Genomic DNA, 16,052 nt, shown 5'->3' on the forward strand with positions numbered 1-16,052 from the left:
CGTGAGTGGCGCGGTGTTCCCGTGGCGCAGCGCCAACCGTTTCGAGTTGTTGATCGACGGCCCGCAGTTTTTTCCGCAGATGCTGGTGGGCATCGCCCGGGCCGAGCAACAGGTGGACCTGGAGCTGTACCTGGTGGAGGCGGGGGCGTGTGCCGAAGCGATGGTGCAGGCGCTGGTGCACGCTGCCGAACGCGGCGTGCGGGTGCGCTGCCTGTTCGACGATTACGGCAGCCTGGCGTTCACCTTTGGGCTGCGCAAGCGCTTGACCGACGCGGGAGTGCAGCTGCGGTTCTACAATCGCCTGAGCTGGCGCCGTTGGATGCGCAACCTGTACCGCGATCATCGCAAGCTGCTGCTGATCGACCAGGCAACCGCCGTGGTCGGCGGCACGGGCGTCACCGATGAATTCTGGACGCCAGGGCAGGACACCGCCGACTGGCACGAAGTGATGGTGCAGATCAGCGGGCCGCTGGTGCTGGACTGGCAGGCGCTGTTCGACCGCCAATGGCACGCCAACGCAGCGCGTCGGGCGTGGAAGCCGGCGACCCATTTCGGTTTGCCACGCCTGCCCAAGGTGCCGCCGACCGGCGCGGGCCTTGGCCGCGTCGCCTATGCCGACGCCCGTCAGCATCGCGATATCCTGCAGTCGCTGATCCGCGCCTTGAACAGCAGCCAGCGACGTATCTGGCTGGCCACGCCGTATTTTCTGCCGACCTGGAGCGTGCGCCGAGCCTTGCGCCGCGCAGCCGGGCGCGGGGTGGATGTGCGCCTGTTGCTCACCGGCCCGCGCACCGATCATCCCTCGGTACGTTATGCCGGGCATCGCTACTACCCGCGTCTGTTGCGCGCAGGCGTACAGATTTTTGAATACCAGCCGTGCTTCCTGCACTTGAAAATGGTGCTGGTGGACGATTGGGTGAGCATTGGCTCATGCAATTTCGATCACTGGAATTTGCGCTTCAACCTGGAAGCCAACCTGGAAGCGCTGGACCCGGCACTGACGCTGGCCGTGGCGAGCAGTTTCGAACGCGATTTTACCCAGAGTCAGGCGGTCAGTCTGGAGGCCTGGAAAGCGCGGCCGTTATGGCGGCGGGTGAAGCAGCGGGTGTGGGGCTGGATCGACCGGCTGGTGGTCAATCTGTTGGATCGGCGAGGGTAAGCCCCCGCCTGAACCCGCTTAAAACTGCAGCGAATATTGCGCCGTGATGCTCTGGTCCCGCGAGCGTTCACCGCGTTGCTGGTTGAAGCTCAGGTCGAGGGCACTGTCACGGCTCAGGCGCGCGGTGGCGCCCACTTCCAGCCGGGTGCTCTGGCGGTCCAGCGGTGCACCGCTGACACTCATCACCCGCCCGCCATCCCAGGCCGCCCTGGCAGTGGGTTGCAGGTCGCCGCTGGCGCGGGTGTAGGCCAGGCCGCCGCGCAAGCTCAGCCACGACGGGCCGATCTGCGCCTTGCCCAGGTCGAGGTTGACCCGCACACCGCCGGTGGCCAGATTGACGCTGTCTTTCGAGGCTTTACCGCGCAGTGCCGCGATGCCGCCGCGCTCGTTGAAGCCATCGCTGCGCTGTTGCACATTGGCCAGTTGCACGTACGGCTGCCAATCCCAGACGTCATGGCTGAATCGGTAGTTGGCTTCGGCAAAGGTCTGCAGGGTGCGGCTGGCGTACTGGGTGGACAGGCGACTTTCTACGCCGGGGAAGCTCACGCGGCGTCTGGTCTCGATCTCATGCCGGGCGTAAGCGATGCCGCCATACAGGCCGAACGCTTCCCAGGTGTGGCCGGCGTACAGGCCCAACTGGTAGCTGTCGACACTGGCCTTGCCCCTCGAGCCAGCCTTTACGTCGGTGCTGCTGCTGCCTGCCACCACGCCCAGGCGGGTGCCCTGTTCCAACTGATGATCGAAGCCGACCAGCAGGCCCGTGGTGCTGTGGGCTGCACGCGAGGTGCCGCTGTCGCCACCAAGCTGGCCGGACTGGCGAGGCATTTGCACCCACACACCGCGTTGGGTCGCGTTCGGCCCGGCTGAGCGATGGTCTGGCGCGAGGCGCTGACGGTCGAACACTGCCTGGCGCAGTACGCGGCTGTTTTCGATCAGCACCGCCTGGGTGCTGGCATGCAGTTCGCCGCTCAACTGGTCCAGGGCTGAGGGGGCCTGGTCGGGGAACAGCGCGGTCAGGCGTTGTGCCAGTGGCGAGGTCAGTGCGTCGCTGTCGGCGGTCTTGGCGACGGCCTGCTGGTTGGGCGTTTCGGCTGCCGAAGCCAGTGAGCGGCCACGTCCGAATTCCACCAGCAGGGCGTTGGCTTGCTTGACCTGGGACACGCTGAGGAACGGCGAAAACTCACGGCGGTCAATCGCGGCAAACTCGCCGCTCAAGGCGGCGTTGGCCTGCAGGATACTGTAGCGCTGGCCGAGGTAATAGCTGTTGGGTTGGGCGCTCAGGTACAGCGTGCCGCCGTTGATCGATACCTGATTGCTCACCTGCAGTTTTGCCGGTGCAGTCGGGGCGATCAGCCCGGTCATCAAGGTTGAGCCAGCGGCTTGCCGGTAGTTACCCTCAACCGCCAGGGACCCGTTGAGGCGCAACGTGCCGCCGTCGACATTGACGTCGCCCTTGAGATTATTGGTGCCGTCCAGCTCCAGAATGCCCTGCTTGAGGGTGGCCCCGGCAAAGCGGTTATTGCCGCTCAGGCGCAGCCAGCCGATACCGGTTTTTTCCAGGCGTCCGGGGCCGCTGATGTCGTTGCGCCAATCGTCCCAGGCGCCGCCTTGCCAGACGATTGCACCGCCGGCTGGGCGGTCCATGTTGACCACGGTGTCGACGCGCATCTGGCCGGGGCCATCGATGGCTTTTTTCAGGTTCATCAGGCCCCAGCCGTAGACATCGTCGACGCCTGGGGCGCCCAGGTCGGTGGCCGTGGTCAGCAACACGTCACGGATTTGCGGGTTGTCGAGGTAGGGGAAGCGTTCCATCAGCAGGGCCAGGCCGCCGGTGACGTGGGGGGCGGCCATGGAGGTGCCGGAACTCACCGCATAACCTAATTCAGGTTGATCACCCGTTACTGTGAAGCCGTCGATATCACCGTTCTGGTCAAAGTGGTTCTGGGTTTGTATTGCACCGCTGACCCAGGACGAGTTGATGTCCGTTCCGGGCGCGGCCAGGCACCAGTCTTTGCTGAAGCCGCAGCGTTTGGAAAAATCGCCCAAGGTCAGCTCCCTGTTCAAGTTGACGACGGTCAACCAATAGGGCTCCAACTCTGCAATGGCACGTGGCAGGTTGGGCTGCAGTCCGGCATTTGGTGCTGTTTGAGGGGAGGCGTTTGCCGTGGGCAGGTTGCCTGCTGACCAGACGTGCAGCATCCCATACTTGCTGGCGTTGTCGGCTATGGCCTTGAGTTCTGTATAAACGGCGGTTCCGGTATCGCTTAATACACTGTCCAGCTCTGCTTCATTCGCAGGGGAAAATGGGCTCCCCCAACTATGGTTGACGACGCGCACATTCTGTCTGTGCAAATCGGCATAGGCGGCGCCTACCGCTGCTGCTGTCGGAAGCGGGGCTCTCCAAATATCGGTGATGGCAATGGGACCTCCCAGATAGGTATTACCGAACTTGCGCACTGCACTCAGATTAGCCCCGTAAGCCACACCCTGGACCCCGGAGCCATCGCGATTGGCAGTTGCTATACCGGCAACATGGGTGCCGTGCGCATCGTATGTAGTGCTTACCAGGCCGAGATATTCATCAAGTTGCTCCCGGGTAAGGCTGCCGTCGGCAATCAGTTCTTCAAGGGTCGCCAATGCGTCGGGTGGCAATGAGCCGATAACGGTTACAGCAGCACGATCACCTTCGGCGTAGAAGCAGCCATTTTCCAGCGAGGCCCCACTCAGGCAGCCGTTGTCAGCCATGAGCACGCCGATAGTTGGCTTCCAGGCAAATTCGCTATGGCGCAAGTCGGTTCCGGAGTCGTAAATGCCTATTTGAACCCCCGCGCCACTCAACCCCCGGGCATAAGCGTAATCCGCACCGACTGCACCCAACCCCCAGTTACTCTTGAACTCTTCACTGCGCCAACTGGCGGCATCGTGCAGGCGTCCCTGCTCGGTGTAGTTCGCCGCGGTAACGGGCGTACCCCACAGGCAGCCGAGCACACAGAGGGCGATCGCATTTCGTTTGAACGATGATTGAGCAGGCGTTGTTGCAGCGGCCGTTCGAGGGCGAATCGTAGGTGACATAGTTCGCACACTTGCACATAAAAATGGGCTGACAGCGTGTGCGAACGGGCGGGTCCATTGATGTAGGGATAGGCTTGGAGCGCAGAGCGAAAGTGGCTTTGCTGCTGGGGATACGTGTCAGCACGCAAGCCCCCTCTTCAGGGAAGAGGGGCTGCACGTATTACAACAGCTCGAAGGTCTGCTGCTGCACGTCCTGGGAATCCAACCCGATCTGCACATTGAACTCGCCCGGCTCGGCGGCGAATTTCAGTTGGGTGTTGTAGAACTTCAAGTCTTCCTCGGTGATGGTGAAGTGCAAGGTGCGTTCTTCACCGGCCTTGAGCATGACTTTCTGGAAGTTCTTCAGCTCCTTGACCGGACGGATCATCGAGCCGGCCACGTCCTGGATATACAGTTGCACCACCGTTTCGCCATCCACCTTGCCGGTGTTCTTCACCGTGACGCTGGCGTCGAGCTTGCCGGTCTTGTTCAGGGTGGTGGACGACAGCGCCATGTCCGACAGGGTAAACCGCGTGTAGCTCAGGCCATAGCCGAACGGAAACAAGGGGCCGGTGGTGTCATCGAAATACTGCGAGGTGTAGTTGCCCGGCTTGCCCGGGGTGAACGGCCGGCCGACGCTCAGGTGGTTGTAGTAGGTCGGGATCTGCCCCACCGAGCGCGGGAACGTGATCGGCAGCTTGCCCGACGGGTTGTAGTCACCGAACAGCACGTCGGCAATCGCATGACCGCCTTCGGTGCCGGCGAACCAGGTTTCCAGAATCGCGTCGGCTTGCTTGTTCTCGTCGACGATCGACAGTGGACGGCCGTTCATCAGCACCAGCACCAGTGGCTTGCCGGTGGCCTTGAGTGCCTTGATCAGGTCGCGCTGGCTTTGCGGGATGTTCAGGTCGGTGCGGCTGGAGGACTCATGGGACATGCCACGGGACTCGCCCACGGCGGCGACCACCACATCGGCGTCTTTGGCGGCCTTGACCGCTTCGTCGATCATTGCCTGGGCCGGGCGGGCGTCATCCACCACTTCCGGGGCATCGAAGTTGAGGAAGTTGAGGTAGTCGACCACGGCCTTGTCGTTGGTGATGTTGGCGCCACGGGCGTAGATGATCTTGCCTTTTTCGCCGATCACCGCGTTCATGCCGTCGAGCAGGGTCACCGATTGCTCGGGTTTGCCGGCGGCGGCCCAACTGCCCATCATGTCGATCGGTGCCTTGGCCAGCGGGCCCACCAGGGCGATGGTGGCGGATTTTTTCAGTGGCAGGGTGTCGTTCTGGTTTTTCAGCAGCACCAGGCTGCGGCGCGCGATATCGCGCGCATCGCTGCGGTGCAGGCGGCTTTCGGCGTAGGTGTCGGCCGGGTCGTCCTCGGCCTTGCCGATGCGCAGGTACGGGTCCTTGAACAGGCCCATGTCGTACTTGGCGGCGAGCACTTCGCGCACGGCGTTGTCGATGTCACTCTGTTCGATCTCGCCGGACTTGAGCAGCCCCGGTAATTCCTTGGCGTAGAGCGAGTCGTTCATGCTCATGTCGATGCCGGCCTTGATCGCAAGCTTGGCGGCTTCACGCCCGTCCTTGGCCACGCCGTGCTTGATCAGTTCGACGATCGCGCCGTGGTCGCTCACGGCCAGGCCCTTGAAGCCCCAGTCCTTGCGCAGCAGGTCGTTCATCAGCCAGGTGTTGGCGGTGGCGGGCACGCCGTTGATCGAGTTGAGCGCCACCATCACGCTGCCGGCACCGGCCTTGATCGCCGCGTGGTAGGGCGGCAGGTAGTCCTGGTACATCTTGACCGGGCTCATGTCGACCACGTTGTAGTCGCGCCCGCCTTCCACCGCGCCGTACAGGGCGAAGTGCTTGACGCTGGCCATGAGGCTGTCGGCATTGGCCGGGCTTGTGCCCTGGAAGGCCTTGACCATCACGCCGGCGATGCGCGAGGTCAGGTAGGTGTCTTCACCGAAGCCTTCGGAGGTGCGGCCCCAGCGCGGGTCGCGGGAGATGTCGACCATCGGCGCAAAGGTGATGTCGAGGCTGTCGGCGGCGGCTTCCTGGGCGGCGATGCGCCCGGAGCGGCCGATGGCGTCCATGTCCCAGCTGGAGGCCAGGGCCAGGCTGATCGGGAAAATGGTGCGGTGGCCGTGGATCACGTCGTAGGCGAAGAACATCGGGATCTTCAGGCGGCTGTGCATGGCCGCGTCCTGCATCGGACGGTTTTCCGCGCGGGTGATGGAGTTGAACGTGCCGCCGATGCGGCCGGCGGCGATTTCCTTGCGGATCAGCTCGCGGGGCATCTCGGGGCCGATGCTGATCAGGCGCAATTGGCCGATCTTTTCATCCAGGGTCATCTGCCTGAGCAGGTCGCTGACGAAGGCGTCCTTGTCTTTAAGCGCAGCAGGCTTTGTTTCCGCCCATGCGGGATGACTGGCCAGAGTGGCTACAAGGCCGAGCAAACACAGCTTCTTCATGAATATCCTTTTTCGGCTCACTGCACAGCACTGGGCTGATCGGCCGAAATGTGGGGAGCGTCTATTGTTGTTCGGGTGTTGTTCAGATAAATGCAGCACACTCTGAACTCTTTTTCGCGCTGGGCATCTTTGTAGCTGATTGGCTCGATGCATGCCAGTGGTGGCGGATTATGCCCCAAGCGTGTTGCTTGTGGGATGAGTCGTCACATTCCATCAAGGTTCGTCAGGAGAAATACCATGCAAGCAGCACTCCCTTACCGTTGGGGCTTCAAGGCCGCGGCATTGTTATTGATCAGCACGCTGCTGAGCGGTTGCGGCATCAACACCATTCCCACCCTGGACGAGCAGGCCAAGGCCGCCTGGGGCCAGGTGCAGAACCAGTACCAGCGCCGCGCTGACCTGATCCCCAATCTGGTGGAAGTGGTCAAGGGCTATGCCGCCCATGAGCAGGACACCCTCACTGCCGTGATCGAAGCACGGGCCAAGGCCACCTCGATCCAGGTGGATGCCAGCACCCTCGACAACCCGGAAAAACTCAAGCAGTTCCAGCAGGCCCAGGACGGCCTCAGCGGTGCACTCAGCCGTTTGATGGTGGTGTCCGAGCGCTATCCGGACCTCAAGGCCAACCAGAACTTCCTGGCCCTGCAGTCGCAACTGGAAGGCACCGAAAACCGTATCGCCGTGGCGCGTCGCGATTTCATCCAGGCCGTGCAGGCCTACAACACCGAAATCCGCACTTTCCCTGGTCGTCTGTGGCACAGCGTGATGTACAGCGACCTGCCGGTGCGTGCTTCGTTTGAAGCCACCAGTGCCGATGCCGATAAAGCGCCACAAGTGAAGTTCAAATAAGACTTTCCTGAGGTGTCGATGCGTTTATTACGGATAGGGTTGGCGCTGTGGCTGTTGGCCTGCGTGGGCGCAGCCCAGGCGGCGCTGAACTTCCCGGCGCTGACCGGGCGGGTGGTGGATAACGCCCAGATGATCGACCCGGCGGTGCGCGAGCAGTTGACCCGGCAGTTGCAGGCGCTGGAACAAACCTCGGGCGAGCAGATCGTGGTGGTCACTGTGCCGGACCTGCAGGGCGTGCCCATTGAGGACTTCGGTTATCAATTGGGCCGCGCCTGGGGCATCGGGCAGAAGGGCAAGGACAACGGCGCGCTGTTGATCGTCGCCCGCGATGAGCGCAAATTGCGCATCGAAGTCGGCTATGGCCTGGAAGGCGTGCTGACCGATGCGCAGTCCTGGGTGATCATCAACCAGGTGATCGCGCCCAAGTTCAAGGCCGGCAATTTCAGTCAGGGCATCAGCGACGGCGTGGCCGCGATGATCCAGGTGGTGGGCGGTGAGCCGCTGGCCGTGCCGGCCCATGTGGCGGACGCGAATTTTGCGCTGGATAACCCCGGATTTTCCATCGGCCTGTTTGTGCTGCTGATCGGCGTGTTATGGCTGTGCAACCGCATGGGCCTGCCGGTGGGCGCTATCTTGCTGGCGATCCTCAGCAGCAGCGGTCGCGGCGGCGGTGGGGGAGGCGGTGGCGGCGGTGGCTTCCGGGGCGGCGGCGGTGGGTTTGGCGGCGGCGGTGCTTCAGGTGGCTGGTGATGACAACAACTAAAAACGGACATGTACAACCATGGCATTACTGACTGAACACGAACAACGCCAGGTCGCCGAAGCGATTGCGCGGGTCGAGCAACAGACCGACGCGGAGCTGGTGACCGTGCTGGCGGCGCGTGCCGACGACTACGCTTACATCCCGCTGTTGTGGGCCAGCCTGATCGCGTTGGTGGTGCCGGGTATCGTGCATTACCTGTCGGGCTACATGACCATGTACACCTTGCTGCTGGCGCAATGGGCGACATTCATCATGCTGTGCCTGCTGTTTCGTCTGCCCAGCGTCACCACCCGCCTGATTCCGCGTTCGGTGCGCCACTGGCGCGCGTCCAACCTGGCGCGGCGCCAGTTCCTCGAACAGAACCTGCACCACACGCTGGGCAGCACCGGGGTGCTGATTTTTGTCAGCGAGGCGGAGCGCTATGTGGAAATCCTGGTGGACGACGGCATCTCCAAACGCCTGGATGACAGCAGTTGGGACGCCATCGTCAAGGCGTTTACCCGGCAGGTGAGACAGGGGCAGACCCTGGCCGGGTTTATTGCCTGTATCGAGGCCTGTGGTGAGTTGCTCAAGGTGCATGTGCCGGTGACGCAGACGCGTAATGAGTTGCCCAATCGGCTGGTCGTGCTCGAATAATCCAGGCACACCCTGAGCCCTGTGGGAGCTGGCTTGATGTTGACTGACTGACCGTTGATCAAATAACTCCGTGCCCCCAACCGCCATCCCCCCTAAAATGCCCGGCATTTCCTGCCCGAGGCGTTTTTGTTCATGTCCGTCACCGCTAAACCCGCCAGCCCCGCGCCGGATCATCATGCCCGGTTCATCGAACTGCTGAACGCAAGCCTTGCGCAAAACGCCTTTATCAAGCTGGTGCTGGCCAGGTACGTCGGTGAGGAAGCCGAGCTGCAACGGCTGATCGTCAAGCCGGTAACGGTCAAGGAGCAGGCGTGCCTGTCCTTCGTGTACCGCTACAAGACCCGCGATATCACCCGCAACCTGCCGCTGGCGGACGGCGTGGCGGCGATTGCCGAGCTGCTGCCGGCCTCGTTCAAGAACGCGCACTTGTTGTCGCTGACCGACGAAGTGCAACTGGAATACAGCAAGAAAAACAAAAGCTCGCTGTTCAAAAGCAAGCCGCAGCAGCTGCGTGAGGCGCCGTCGGCCGAGCATAACCGTGAGAAGCACCGCTTTCTCGACCTGAGCCGGCCGTTCCTTGCCGATCTGGGGGTGACCGACGCCAGGCAGGCGCTGATCCCGTCGATGTCACGCAAGTGGAAGCAGATCAACAAGTTCATCGAAGTGTTCAGCCATGCGCTGACCTCGTCGCCCCTCAAACTCGACCAACCGGTGCGCGTAGCCGATTTCGGCTCGGGCAAGGGTTACCTCACGTTCGCGATCCACGATTACCTGCGCAACACCCTCAAGGCCGAAGGCGAAGTCACTGGCGTGGAGCTGCGCGAAGACATGGTGACCCTGTGCAACGCCGCCGCCGCCCGCCTCGAACACCCCGGGCTGCTGTTCAAATGCGGGGACGTGCGCAGCGTGGCGCCGAGCGAACTGGACGTGATGATCGCCCTGCATGCCTGCGACATCGCCACCGACTACGCGATCCACACCGGCATCCGCTCCGGCGCGTCGATCATCATGTGCTCGCCGTGCTGCCACAAACAGATTCGCCTGCAGATCCAGAGCCCGGCGTTGCTCAAGCCGATGTTGCAATATGGTCTGCACCTGGGCCAACAGGCGGAAATGGTCACGGACAGCCTGCGTGCGCTGTTCCTCGAGGCCTGTGGTTATGAGACCAAGGTGTTCGAGTTCATTTCGCTGGAACACACCAACAAGAACAAGATGATCCTCGCGGTGAAACGCGCGCAGCCGTTGGACAATGCGCAGTTGCTGGTGAAAATCCAGGAACTGAAGGCGTTCTATCAGATCACTGAGCATTGCCTGGAAACCCTGCTGCGCGCGGATGGTTTGTTGAGCTGAAGCGCGGGTTTATGGGCTCGGTTCGATCCGCAGGATGCCGTCCGCCGAGGCCACGGTTTTCACCGGCAGCAGCGCGGGCAGGGCATTGAGCAGGGCGTCGGGATCATTCACATCCAGGTTGCCCGACACCTTGAGCGCCGCAACTGCCTTGTTGACCTGCAACTGCGCCTGAGGGCGGTACAGGCTCAACTCGTCGATCAGGCTGGCCAATTCCAGGTTGCGAAACGACAAGTGGCCGCTGCGCCAGTCGGCCACCTCTTCGGCGGTGAGGGATTGCTGTTGCAGCGAGCCTTGGGCGTAGCGGTAAATCGCGCGGTGCCGGGCGTCGAGCAGGGCGACGGGTTTGTTTGCGTCCGGCTCGAACGCCACTTGGCCATGGGCGACGCTGACCACCAGTTGCTGCTGGCTGCGGCGCACATCGAAACCGGTGCCTACTGCCCGCACAGTCGCGGTGCCGGCCTGCACGTACAGGGGGCGTTCCTGGTCAGCGGCGACGTCGATGTACAACTGGCCCTGGTCCAGGTGAAGAATGCGTTGATGCGCGGTGAAGTCAACGCGGATGTGGGTGTTGGCGTTCACGTACAGCGTGCTGCCATCGGGCAGGGCGAGGGTGCGCATGCCCTTGGCGTGAACTGCCACCTGGCTGTGATACGGATCGCGGGGCGCGCCCAGGTGCGTGGCCAGCACGGCACAGAGCACGCCGGCTGCCACGGCCAGGGCCGGGCGCCAGAGGGACGGTTTGCGTGCAGGCAGCGCCACGGGCTTGTTCAGTTGTTGAAGTTGGGCGAGGTCGGCCCACAGCTGTTCGAATTCGGCATAGGCATGCGCATGCGCAGGCACCGACTGCCAGGCGGCAAAGGCTTTGCGCTCGGTGCGGCTCAGGTGGTTGCGGTTGCGTGCAAACCAGCTGGCGGCCTGCGCATCGATGGCGTCGCGTGCGTCGATGTCCAGGGCGTCGGTGTCGCTCAGGCGGCTCATTCTGGCTGCTCCGTGCCGGGGTCGGATTGAAGGCGCCTTCGCAATGCAGCAGGGCGATCTGCGCCTGGCTCATGCCCTCGAAGCGGTGCAGCATAAGGGCTTCTCGCCTGCGGGGCGAGCGTTCGGCGAGGACTTCGTGCAATTGTTCCAGACGCTGCAGGCACTGCGCGACTGCGCATGAGCTATTTCAGGCAACCACCCCCCCTATGGCGAGCGGGCCTGTTGTGGCGAGCGGGCTTGCCCCGCGTTGGGGTGCGAAGCGCCCCCAATCTAGCAAAACGCGGTGTACCTGATACGGCTCAGCGCCTGGTTTTGGGGCTGCTGCGCAGCCCAACGCAGGACAAGCCTGCTCGCCACAGGGAATCTGCGCTTAACTGAACGGCATTAGGGCTTGCCCCGCGTTGGGGCGCAAAGCGCCCCCAATTAAGGACAACGCGGTGTACCTGACGCTGCTCAGCGCCTGGTTTTGGGGCTGCTGCGCAGCCCAACGCAGGACAAGCCTGCTCGCCACATGGCTAAGTGGAAGACTTGGCGCAGCCTCCCACCTTTTGATCAGCGCTCAACCGGGACGGAGAGTGCCGGGTTGCCCAGTGGATGGGTACGTGCGGCAAAGAACCGCACTTCCACGCCCGTGCCGTCCAACAACTGCGAGTAGCGCCTTTTCTGCTGACGGATAAACCCGTCACTGCGCCCCGACACCGCGATCGCCAGGGTACTCACATCCGCTTGGCGAATCGCATCCACCAGGTGTTGATCCTGCGGCCCCAGGTCATGGCCGAAGATGCACAGCGCGCCCTTGTGGCTGAGCAATTGTTCATAGCAGAACGACAGGTAATCCGAGCTGCGGATGGTCTTGAGCTTCTCCTGCACCGTGCCTTCGCTGACGAACAGCGGCACGTCGTCGAGGGTCTTGATCGTGTTGTTGATGGCAAAGCTGCTGAGCAGGGTGCTGTCGGTGGACGCCAGTTTGCGCGCGGTGCCGTCGAGGTTGCGCACCAGGTGCAGGCCGCCGTGCAGGTACAGAATGCGCGTGGCGTCGGTGCGGGTGTCGCGCAGGTCGAAGTGGGCGTCGGCACTGCGGAACAGGTCGTCGATGCCCGGCGTGTGCAGGATCGCCCAGTAATTGAGCAAATCGTAGTTGCTGGTGAACACCGTCGGGTAGCGCTGCAGTTCCTGGTTGATCGTCGCCAGTGTCGATGGCTGCACCAGGCGCCACGGGATATGCACGGCGTGGATGGTATTGATCAGCGCTTCCTTGATCGCGTAGTAGCGGTTGCGCGGCGCCGCCGAGCTGACGGCCAGTGCCTTGTTGACCCGGCTGGTGGTTTTCAGTGCGCCCAGGGCCTGCTCGAAACTGCGGGTTTGCAGGGCGTCGAACACGCTGAGCTCGGAGGGGCCCAGGGGTTTTTCTTCGACGGTGCGCGCGTTTTCGAACAGCGAGTCGTAGGCAAAGTCTTCCCAAATCGTGCGGCTGGCGCCGTTGCCGATCAGAATCCCACTGAAGTCGAGGGCAGCACGCAGCGTGCTCCAGTCTTCAAGGTGGGCGTCGATATCCTGGAAATCCTTCATTGCGGCGGGTCTACTCAAAATCGGCTGGACGGTGACTTTATCACGAGCGGGCATTGATCCTGGTCAACATGCGCCGTGCGGCAAGGGTTGATCCTGTCGGCCTAACGCCTCCGAGGATTGACCATGAGCAGCACCTTCTTCATTCCCGCCGTCAACATCATGGGCACCGATTGCCTGGACGACGCCATGCTCGCCATCCGCAACTACGGTTTTCGCAAGGCGCTGATCGTGACCGACGCGGGCCTGGCCAGGGCGGGCGTGGCCGGCATGATTGCCGAGAAGCTGGCGCTGCAGGACATTGACTCGGTGATCTATGACGGTGCCAGGCCCAACCCCAACGTGGACAACGTCGAGAAAGGCCTGGTGCTGCTGCAACAGAGCGCCTGTGATTTCGTGGTGTCACTGGGCGGCGGCTCGCCCCATGACTGCGCCAAGGGCATCGCGTTGTGCGCCACCAATGGCGGGCGTATCGGCGATTACGAAGGCGTCGACCGGTCGAGCAAGCCGCAACTGCCGCTGGTGGCCATCAACACGACTGCCGGCACCGCCAGCGAGATGACCCGCTTCTGCATCATCACCGATGAAACCCGCCACGTGAAAATGGCCATCGTGGACCGCAACGTTACGCCGTTGCTGTCGGTCAACGATCCCGCGCTGATGGTCGGCATGCCCAAGGGCCTCACCGCCGCGACGGGCATGGACGCGCTGACTCATGCCATCGAAGCCTACGTATCCACCGCTGCCACGCCGATTACCGATGCCTGCGCGATCAAGGCCATCGAACTGATCAGCGCCAACCTGCGCCTGGCGGTGCGCGACGGCAGCGACAAAACCGCACGGGAGAATATGGCCTACGCGCAGTTCCTCGCCGGCATGGCCTTCAACAATGCGTCACTGGGTTTTGTGCATGCCATGGCGCACCAATTGGGCGGCTTTTATGACTTGCCCCACGGTGTATGCAACGCGGTATTGCTGCCCCACGTGCAAAGCTTCAACGCCAGTGTCTGCGCCAGGCGCCTGAGTGATGTGGCGCGCGCGCTGGGTGCCGATGTCACCGGCATTACCGCCGAAGAGGGCGCCCAGGCCGCCATCGCCGCGATCCGCAGACTGTCCCACGACGTGGAGATCCCCGCCGGCCTGCGCGAACTCGGCGCGAAGTTGCAGGACATTCCACTGCTGGCCAGCAATGCGCTGAAGGACGCATGCGGGCTGACCAACCCTCGTCGGGCGGATCAGCGGCAGATTGAGGAGGTTTTTCGCAGTGCGTTTTGACAGCTGCAGCCTCGGTCGGCACTGATCAGCCCACCGTCGCCAGCGCCCGTGCCGGTGTGCTGCTGAACTGGATCAGCACCACGCCGCCCATCAACAACAGCGCGCCCACCACCCGCGGTGCATTCAGTTGGCGCTCGACCAGGCCGAACAGGCCGAAATGGTCAAGCAGCAGCGATGCGAGAATCTGCCCGGCCATGGCCAGGGCGATAAACCCCGACGCGCCGAGTTTGGGCAGCAGCATCAACGCCAGCGAAATAAAGCACACGCCGAACGCGCCACCGGCCCACATCCACAGCGGGGCCTGGGTGATAAATGCCAGGCTTGGCAACGGCAGGCGCAGGGCAAGGATCACCGGCAGCAGCACAATGATGCTCACCAGCAATGACGCCAGCGTGGCCCAGAGCGGATGGCCGAGGCCGCGCCCGAGGCTGGCGTTGATCGCACTTTGAAACGGCACCACCGCCCCGGCGATTACGGCCAACAGCAATAACCCGGCCCACTGCAACGTCGTCATGTCGAATCTCCCAGAGGTTTTGCTGGACTCTAGGGTATTCGTCGCGCAAATTTAAATTCCATTTACGTATACCTGGCATGCAGCTGATGAATGATCTGCGACGCATCGACCTCAACCTGTTGGTCATCCTCGACGCCTTGCTCAGTGAGCAACACGTCACCCGTGCCGCCGAGCGTCTACACCTGAGCCAGCCGGCCGTGAGCCATGCGCTGGCGCGCTTGCGTGACCTGCTCGGCGACCCATTGCTGGTGCGGCAGGGCGGTGCATTGGTTGCGACTGCCCGCGCGCTGGAGCTGGCCGCCCCGTTGGCCGAAGCCCTGGCCCAGGTGCAGGCATTGCTGGCGCCGAACCGGTTTGATCCGGCCACCGCCAAGCGTCGGTTTCGTATGGCGATGTCGGACTACGGCGCGGCGATTTTTTTGCCACCGCTGGTGCGCACGTTGCGTCGGCAGGCGCCGGGCATCGACTTGCAGGTCGTCCAGGCCAGCCGTGAAGGCATGGTCGACGGTGTGCTCAATGGCGATCTGGACCTGGCCGCCGGCGTCTTTCCTGATCTGCCGGCCGAACTGCGGACTACACCGCTGTTTGAAGAGCATTACACCTGCCTGGTGGACCGCGACAGCCTGCCGGACAGTGGCGTGCTGGACTTGCCGACCTACCTGTCGCGGCCCCATGTATTGCTGGAGATGCGCGGCAGCGGCACTCCGGAAATCGAACGCGCCCTGAAAGCGATTCGGGAGCGGCGGCATGTGGCGATCAGCCTGCCCCACTGGGGCGTGGCGCCGCGGTTGATTCAGGGCACGGATCTGATCCTCACGGTGTCATCGCGGGGAGTCCTGGCCATTGATCAGGAGCAATTGCTGGCCGTGCCGCCGCCGTTTCATATCCCCACGTTTGCTTTTGAGTTGGCGTGGCATGCGCGGCGGGGTGGGGATGCAGGGTTGCAGTGGTTGAGTGGGCAGGTGCGGGGTGTATTGTGCGATGGCCATTTATAACGGGAAACAACAGCATGCTTTCGGGACTCAATCACCTCACGCTGGCCGTCGTCGACCTGCAACGCAGCCTGCACTTCTACCACGAGCTGTTGCGCTTGCAGCTCGAGGCGACTTGGGCCAACGGCGCTTACCTCTCGCTGCCTGGGTTGTGGCTCTGTTTGTCCCTCGACCCGCTGCGCGACCCTGTGCCGGTGGTTGATTACACCCACTACGCATTCAGCACGCATGCTCGTGATTTTGATGCACTGGTTGAACGCCTCAGGGGCGCGGGTGTGCAGGAGTGGCGTGATAACCGCAGTGAGGGCGCTTCCTACTATTTTCTCGACCCTGATGGGCACAAGCTCGAGGTTCACGTCGGCGATCTGGCTTCGCGCCTGCAAGCCTGTCGTGCAAAACCTTACGCAGGCATGAAGTTTTACCCATAACGCCGGAACGTGCAGAAT

The 16,052-nt window shown here is 62.8% G+C and carries 13 protein-coding genes and 1 pseudogene; 8 read left to right on the forward strand and 6 right to left on the reverse strand.

What is annotated here, in order from left to right:
* Window position 1: 1 nt before the first annotated feature.
* Window positions 2–1,159 (forward strand): phospholipase D-like domain-containing protein, encoded by a 1,158-nt coding sequence (locus LUB09_RS06285; RefSeq protein ID WP_209989772.1) that lies wholly within the window; start codon window positions 2–4, stop codon window positions 1,157–1,159.
* A gap of 18 nt (window positions 1,160–1,177) precedes the next feature.
* Here LUB09_RS06285 and LUB09_RS06290 read toward each other — a convergent pair whose 3' ends face one another.
* Window positions 1,178–4,231, reverse strand: coding sequence for an autotransporter outer membrane beta-barrel domain-containing protein (locus tag LUB09_RS06290; RefSeq protein ID WP_231422050.1), 3,054 nt, complete (start codon window positions 4,229–4,231; stop codon window positions 1,178–1,180).
* 160 nt (window positions 4,232–4,391) lie between these two features.
* Complete coding sequence (bglX, locus tag LUB09_RS06295; protein WP_209989778.1) at window positions 4,392–6,683, reverse strand: beta-glucosidase BglX; 2,292 nt, start codon at window positions 6,681–6,683, stop codon at window positions 4,392–4,394.
* 237 nt (window positions 6,684–6,920) lie between these two features.
* On the opposite strand from bglX, the gene LUB09_RS06300 reads away from it, so the two are divergent.
* From LUB09_RS06300 to LUB09_RS06315, 4 genes are all read left to right on the forward strand, one after another.
* Window positions 6,921–7,532, forward strand: coding sequence for a LemA family protein (locus tag LUB09_RS06300; RefSeq protein ID WP_209989781.1), 612 nt, complete (start codon window positions 6,921–6,923; stop codon window positions 7,530–7,532).
* Between the two features lie 18 nt (window positions 7,533–7,550).
* Window positions 7,551–8,282, forward strand: coding sequence for a TPM domain-containing protein (locus LUB09_RS06305; RefSeq protein WP_231422052.1), 732 nt, complete (start codon window positions 7,551–7,553; stop codon window positions 8,280–8,282).
* Between the two features lie 31 nt (window positions 8,283–8,313).
* Window positions 8,314–8,931 carry a TPM domain-containing protein gene (locus LUB09_RS06310; RefSeq protein WP_209989787.1) on the forward strand — a complete coding sequence of 206 codons (618 nt, stop codon included), beginning with the start codon at window positions 8,314–8,316 and terminating at the stop codon, window positions 8,929–8,931.
* Window positions 8,932–9,063: 132 nt separating this feature from the next.
* The gene (locus LUB09_RS06315) at window positions 9,064–10,281 is read left to right on the forward strand and encodes a class I SAM-dependent methyltransferase (protein WP_231422053.1); all 1,218 of its coding nucleotides are present in this window, start codon (window positions 9,064–9,066) and stop codon (window positions 10,279–10,281) included.
* Window positions 10,282–10,290: 9 nt separating this feature from the next.
* Here the strand turns inward: LUB09_RS06315 and LUB09_RS06320 are convergent, their stop codons facing one another.
* From LUB09_RS06320 to LUB09_RS06330, 3 genes and pseudogenes are all read right to left on the reverse strand, one after another.
* Window positions 10,291–11,259, reverse strand: a complete 969-nt coding sequence (locus LUB09_RS06320) for a FecR family protein (RefSeq protein WP_231422054.1) — start codon at window positions 11,257–11,259, stop codon at window positions 10,291–10,293.
* Window positions 11,256–11,434 (reverse strand): annotated as a pseudogene (locus LUB09_RS06325) (sigma factor-like helix-turn-helix DNA-binding protein); the annotation flags it as partial. The pseudogene LUB09_RS06325 and the gene LUB09_RS06320, both read right to left, overlap by 4 nt.
* Before the next feature lie 377 nt (window positions 11,435–11,811).
* Window positions 11,812–12,828, reverse strand: a complete 1,017-nt coding sequence (locus LUB09_RS06330; RefSeq protein WP_231422055.1) for a DUF4917 family protein — start codon at window positions 12,826–12,828, stop codon at window positions 11,812–11,814.
* A 123-nt stretch (window positions 12,829–12,951) separates the two neighbouring features.
* Here LUB09_RS06330 and yiaY point away from each other — a divergent pair, with 123 nt between their 5' ends.
* The gene (gene yiaY, locus LUB09_RS06335; protein WP_209989799.1) at window positions 12,952–14,100 is read left to right on the forward strand and encodes an L-threonine dehydrogenase; all 1,149 of its coding nucleotides are present in this window, start codon (window positions 12,952–12,954) and stop codon (window positions 14,098–14,100) included.
* Window positions 14,101–14,125: 25 nt separating this feature from the next.
* On the opposite strand, the gene LUB09_RS06340 is transcribed toward yiaY, so the two are convergent.
* The gene (locus tag LUB09_RS06340; RefSeq protein ID WP_231422056.1) at window positions 14,126–14,614 is read right to left on the reverse strand and encodes a DMT family transporter; all 489 of its coding nucleotides are present in this window, start codon (window positions 14,612–14,614) and stop codon (window positions 14,126–14,128) included.
* A 77-nt stretch (window positions 14,615–14,691) separates the two neighbouring features.
* Between LUB09_RS06340 and LUB09_RS06345 the strand changes: the two genes are divergently transcribed.
* Together LUB09_RS06345 and fos are read left to right on the forward strand one after the other, a co-directional pair.
* Window positions 14,692–15,609 (forward strand): LysR family transcriptional regulator, encoded by a 918-nt coding sequence (locus tag LUB09_RS06345; RefSeq protein WP_231422057.1) that lies wholly within the window; start codon window positions 14,692–14,694, stop codon window positions 15,607–15,609.
* A gap of 14 nt (window positions 15,610–15,623) precedes the next feature.
* The gene (fos, locus tag LUB09_RS06350) at window positions 15,624–16,034 is read left to right on the forward strand and encodes a fosfomycin resistance glutathione transferase (RefSeq protein WP_231422058.1); all 411 of its coding nucleotides are present in this window, start codon (window positions 15,624–15,626) and stop codon (window positions 16,032–16,034) included.
* Window positions 16,035–16,052 lie beyond the last annotated feature (18 nt).

Origin of the sequence: Pseudomonas sp. Leaf59, from assembly GCF_920984685.1 — a bacterium.
In the GTDB taxonomy this organism is placed as follows: Bacteria; Pseudomonadota; Gammaproteobacteria; order Pseudomonadales; family Pseudomonadaceae; genus Aquipseudomonas.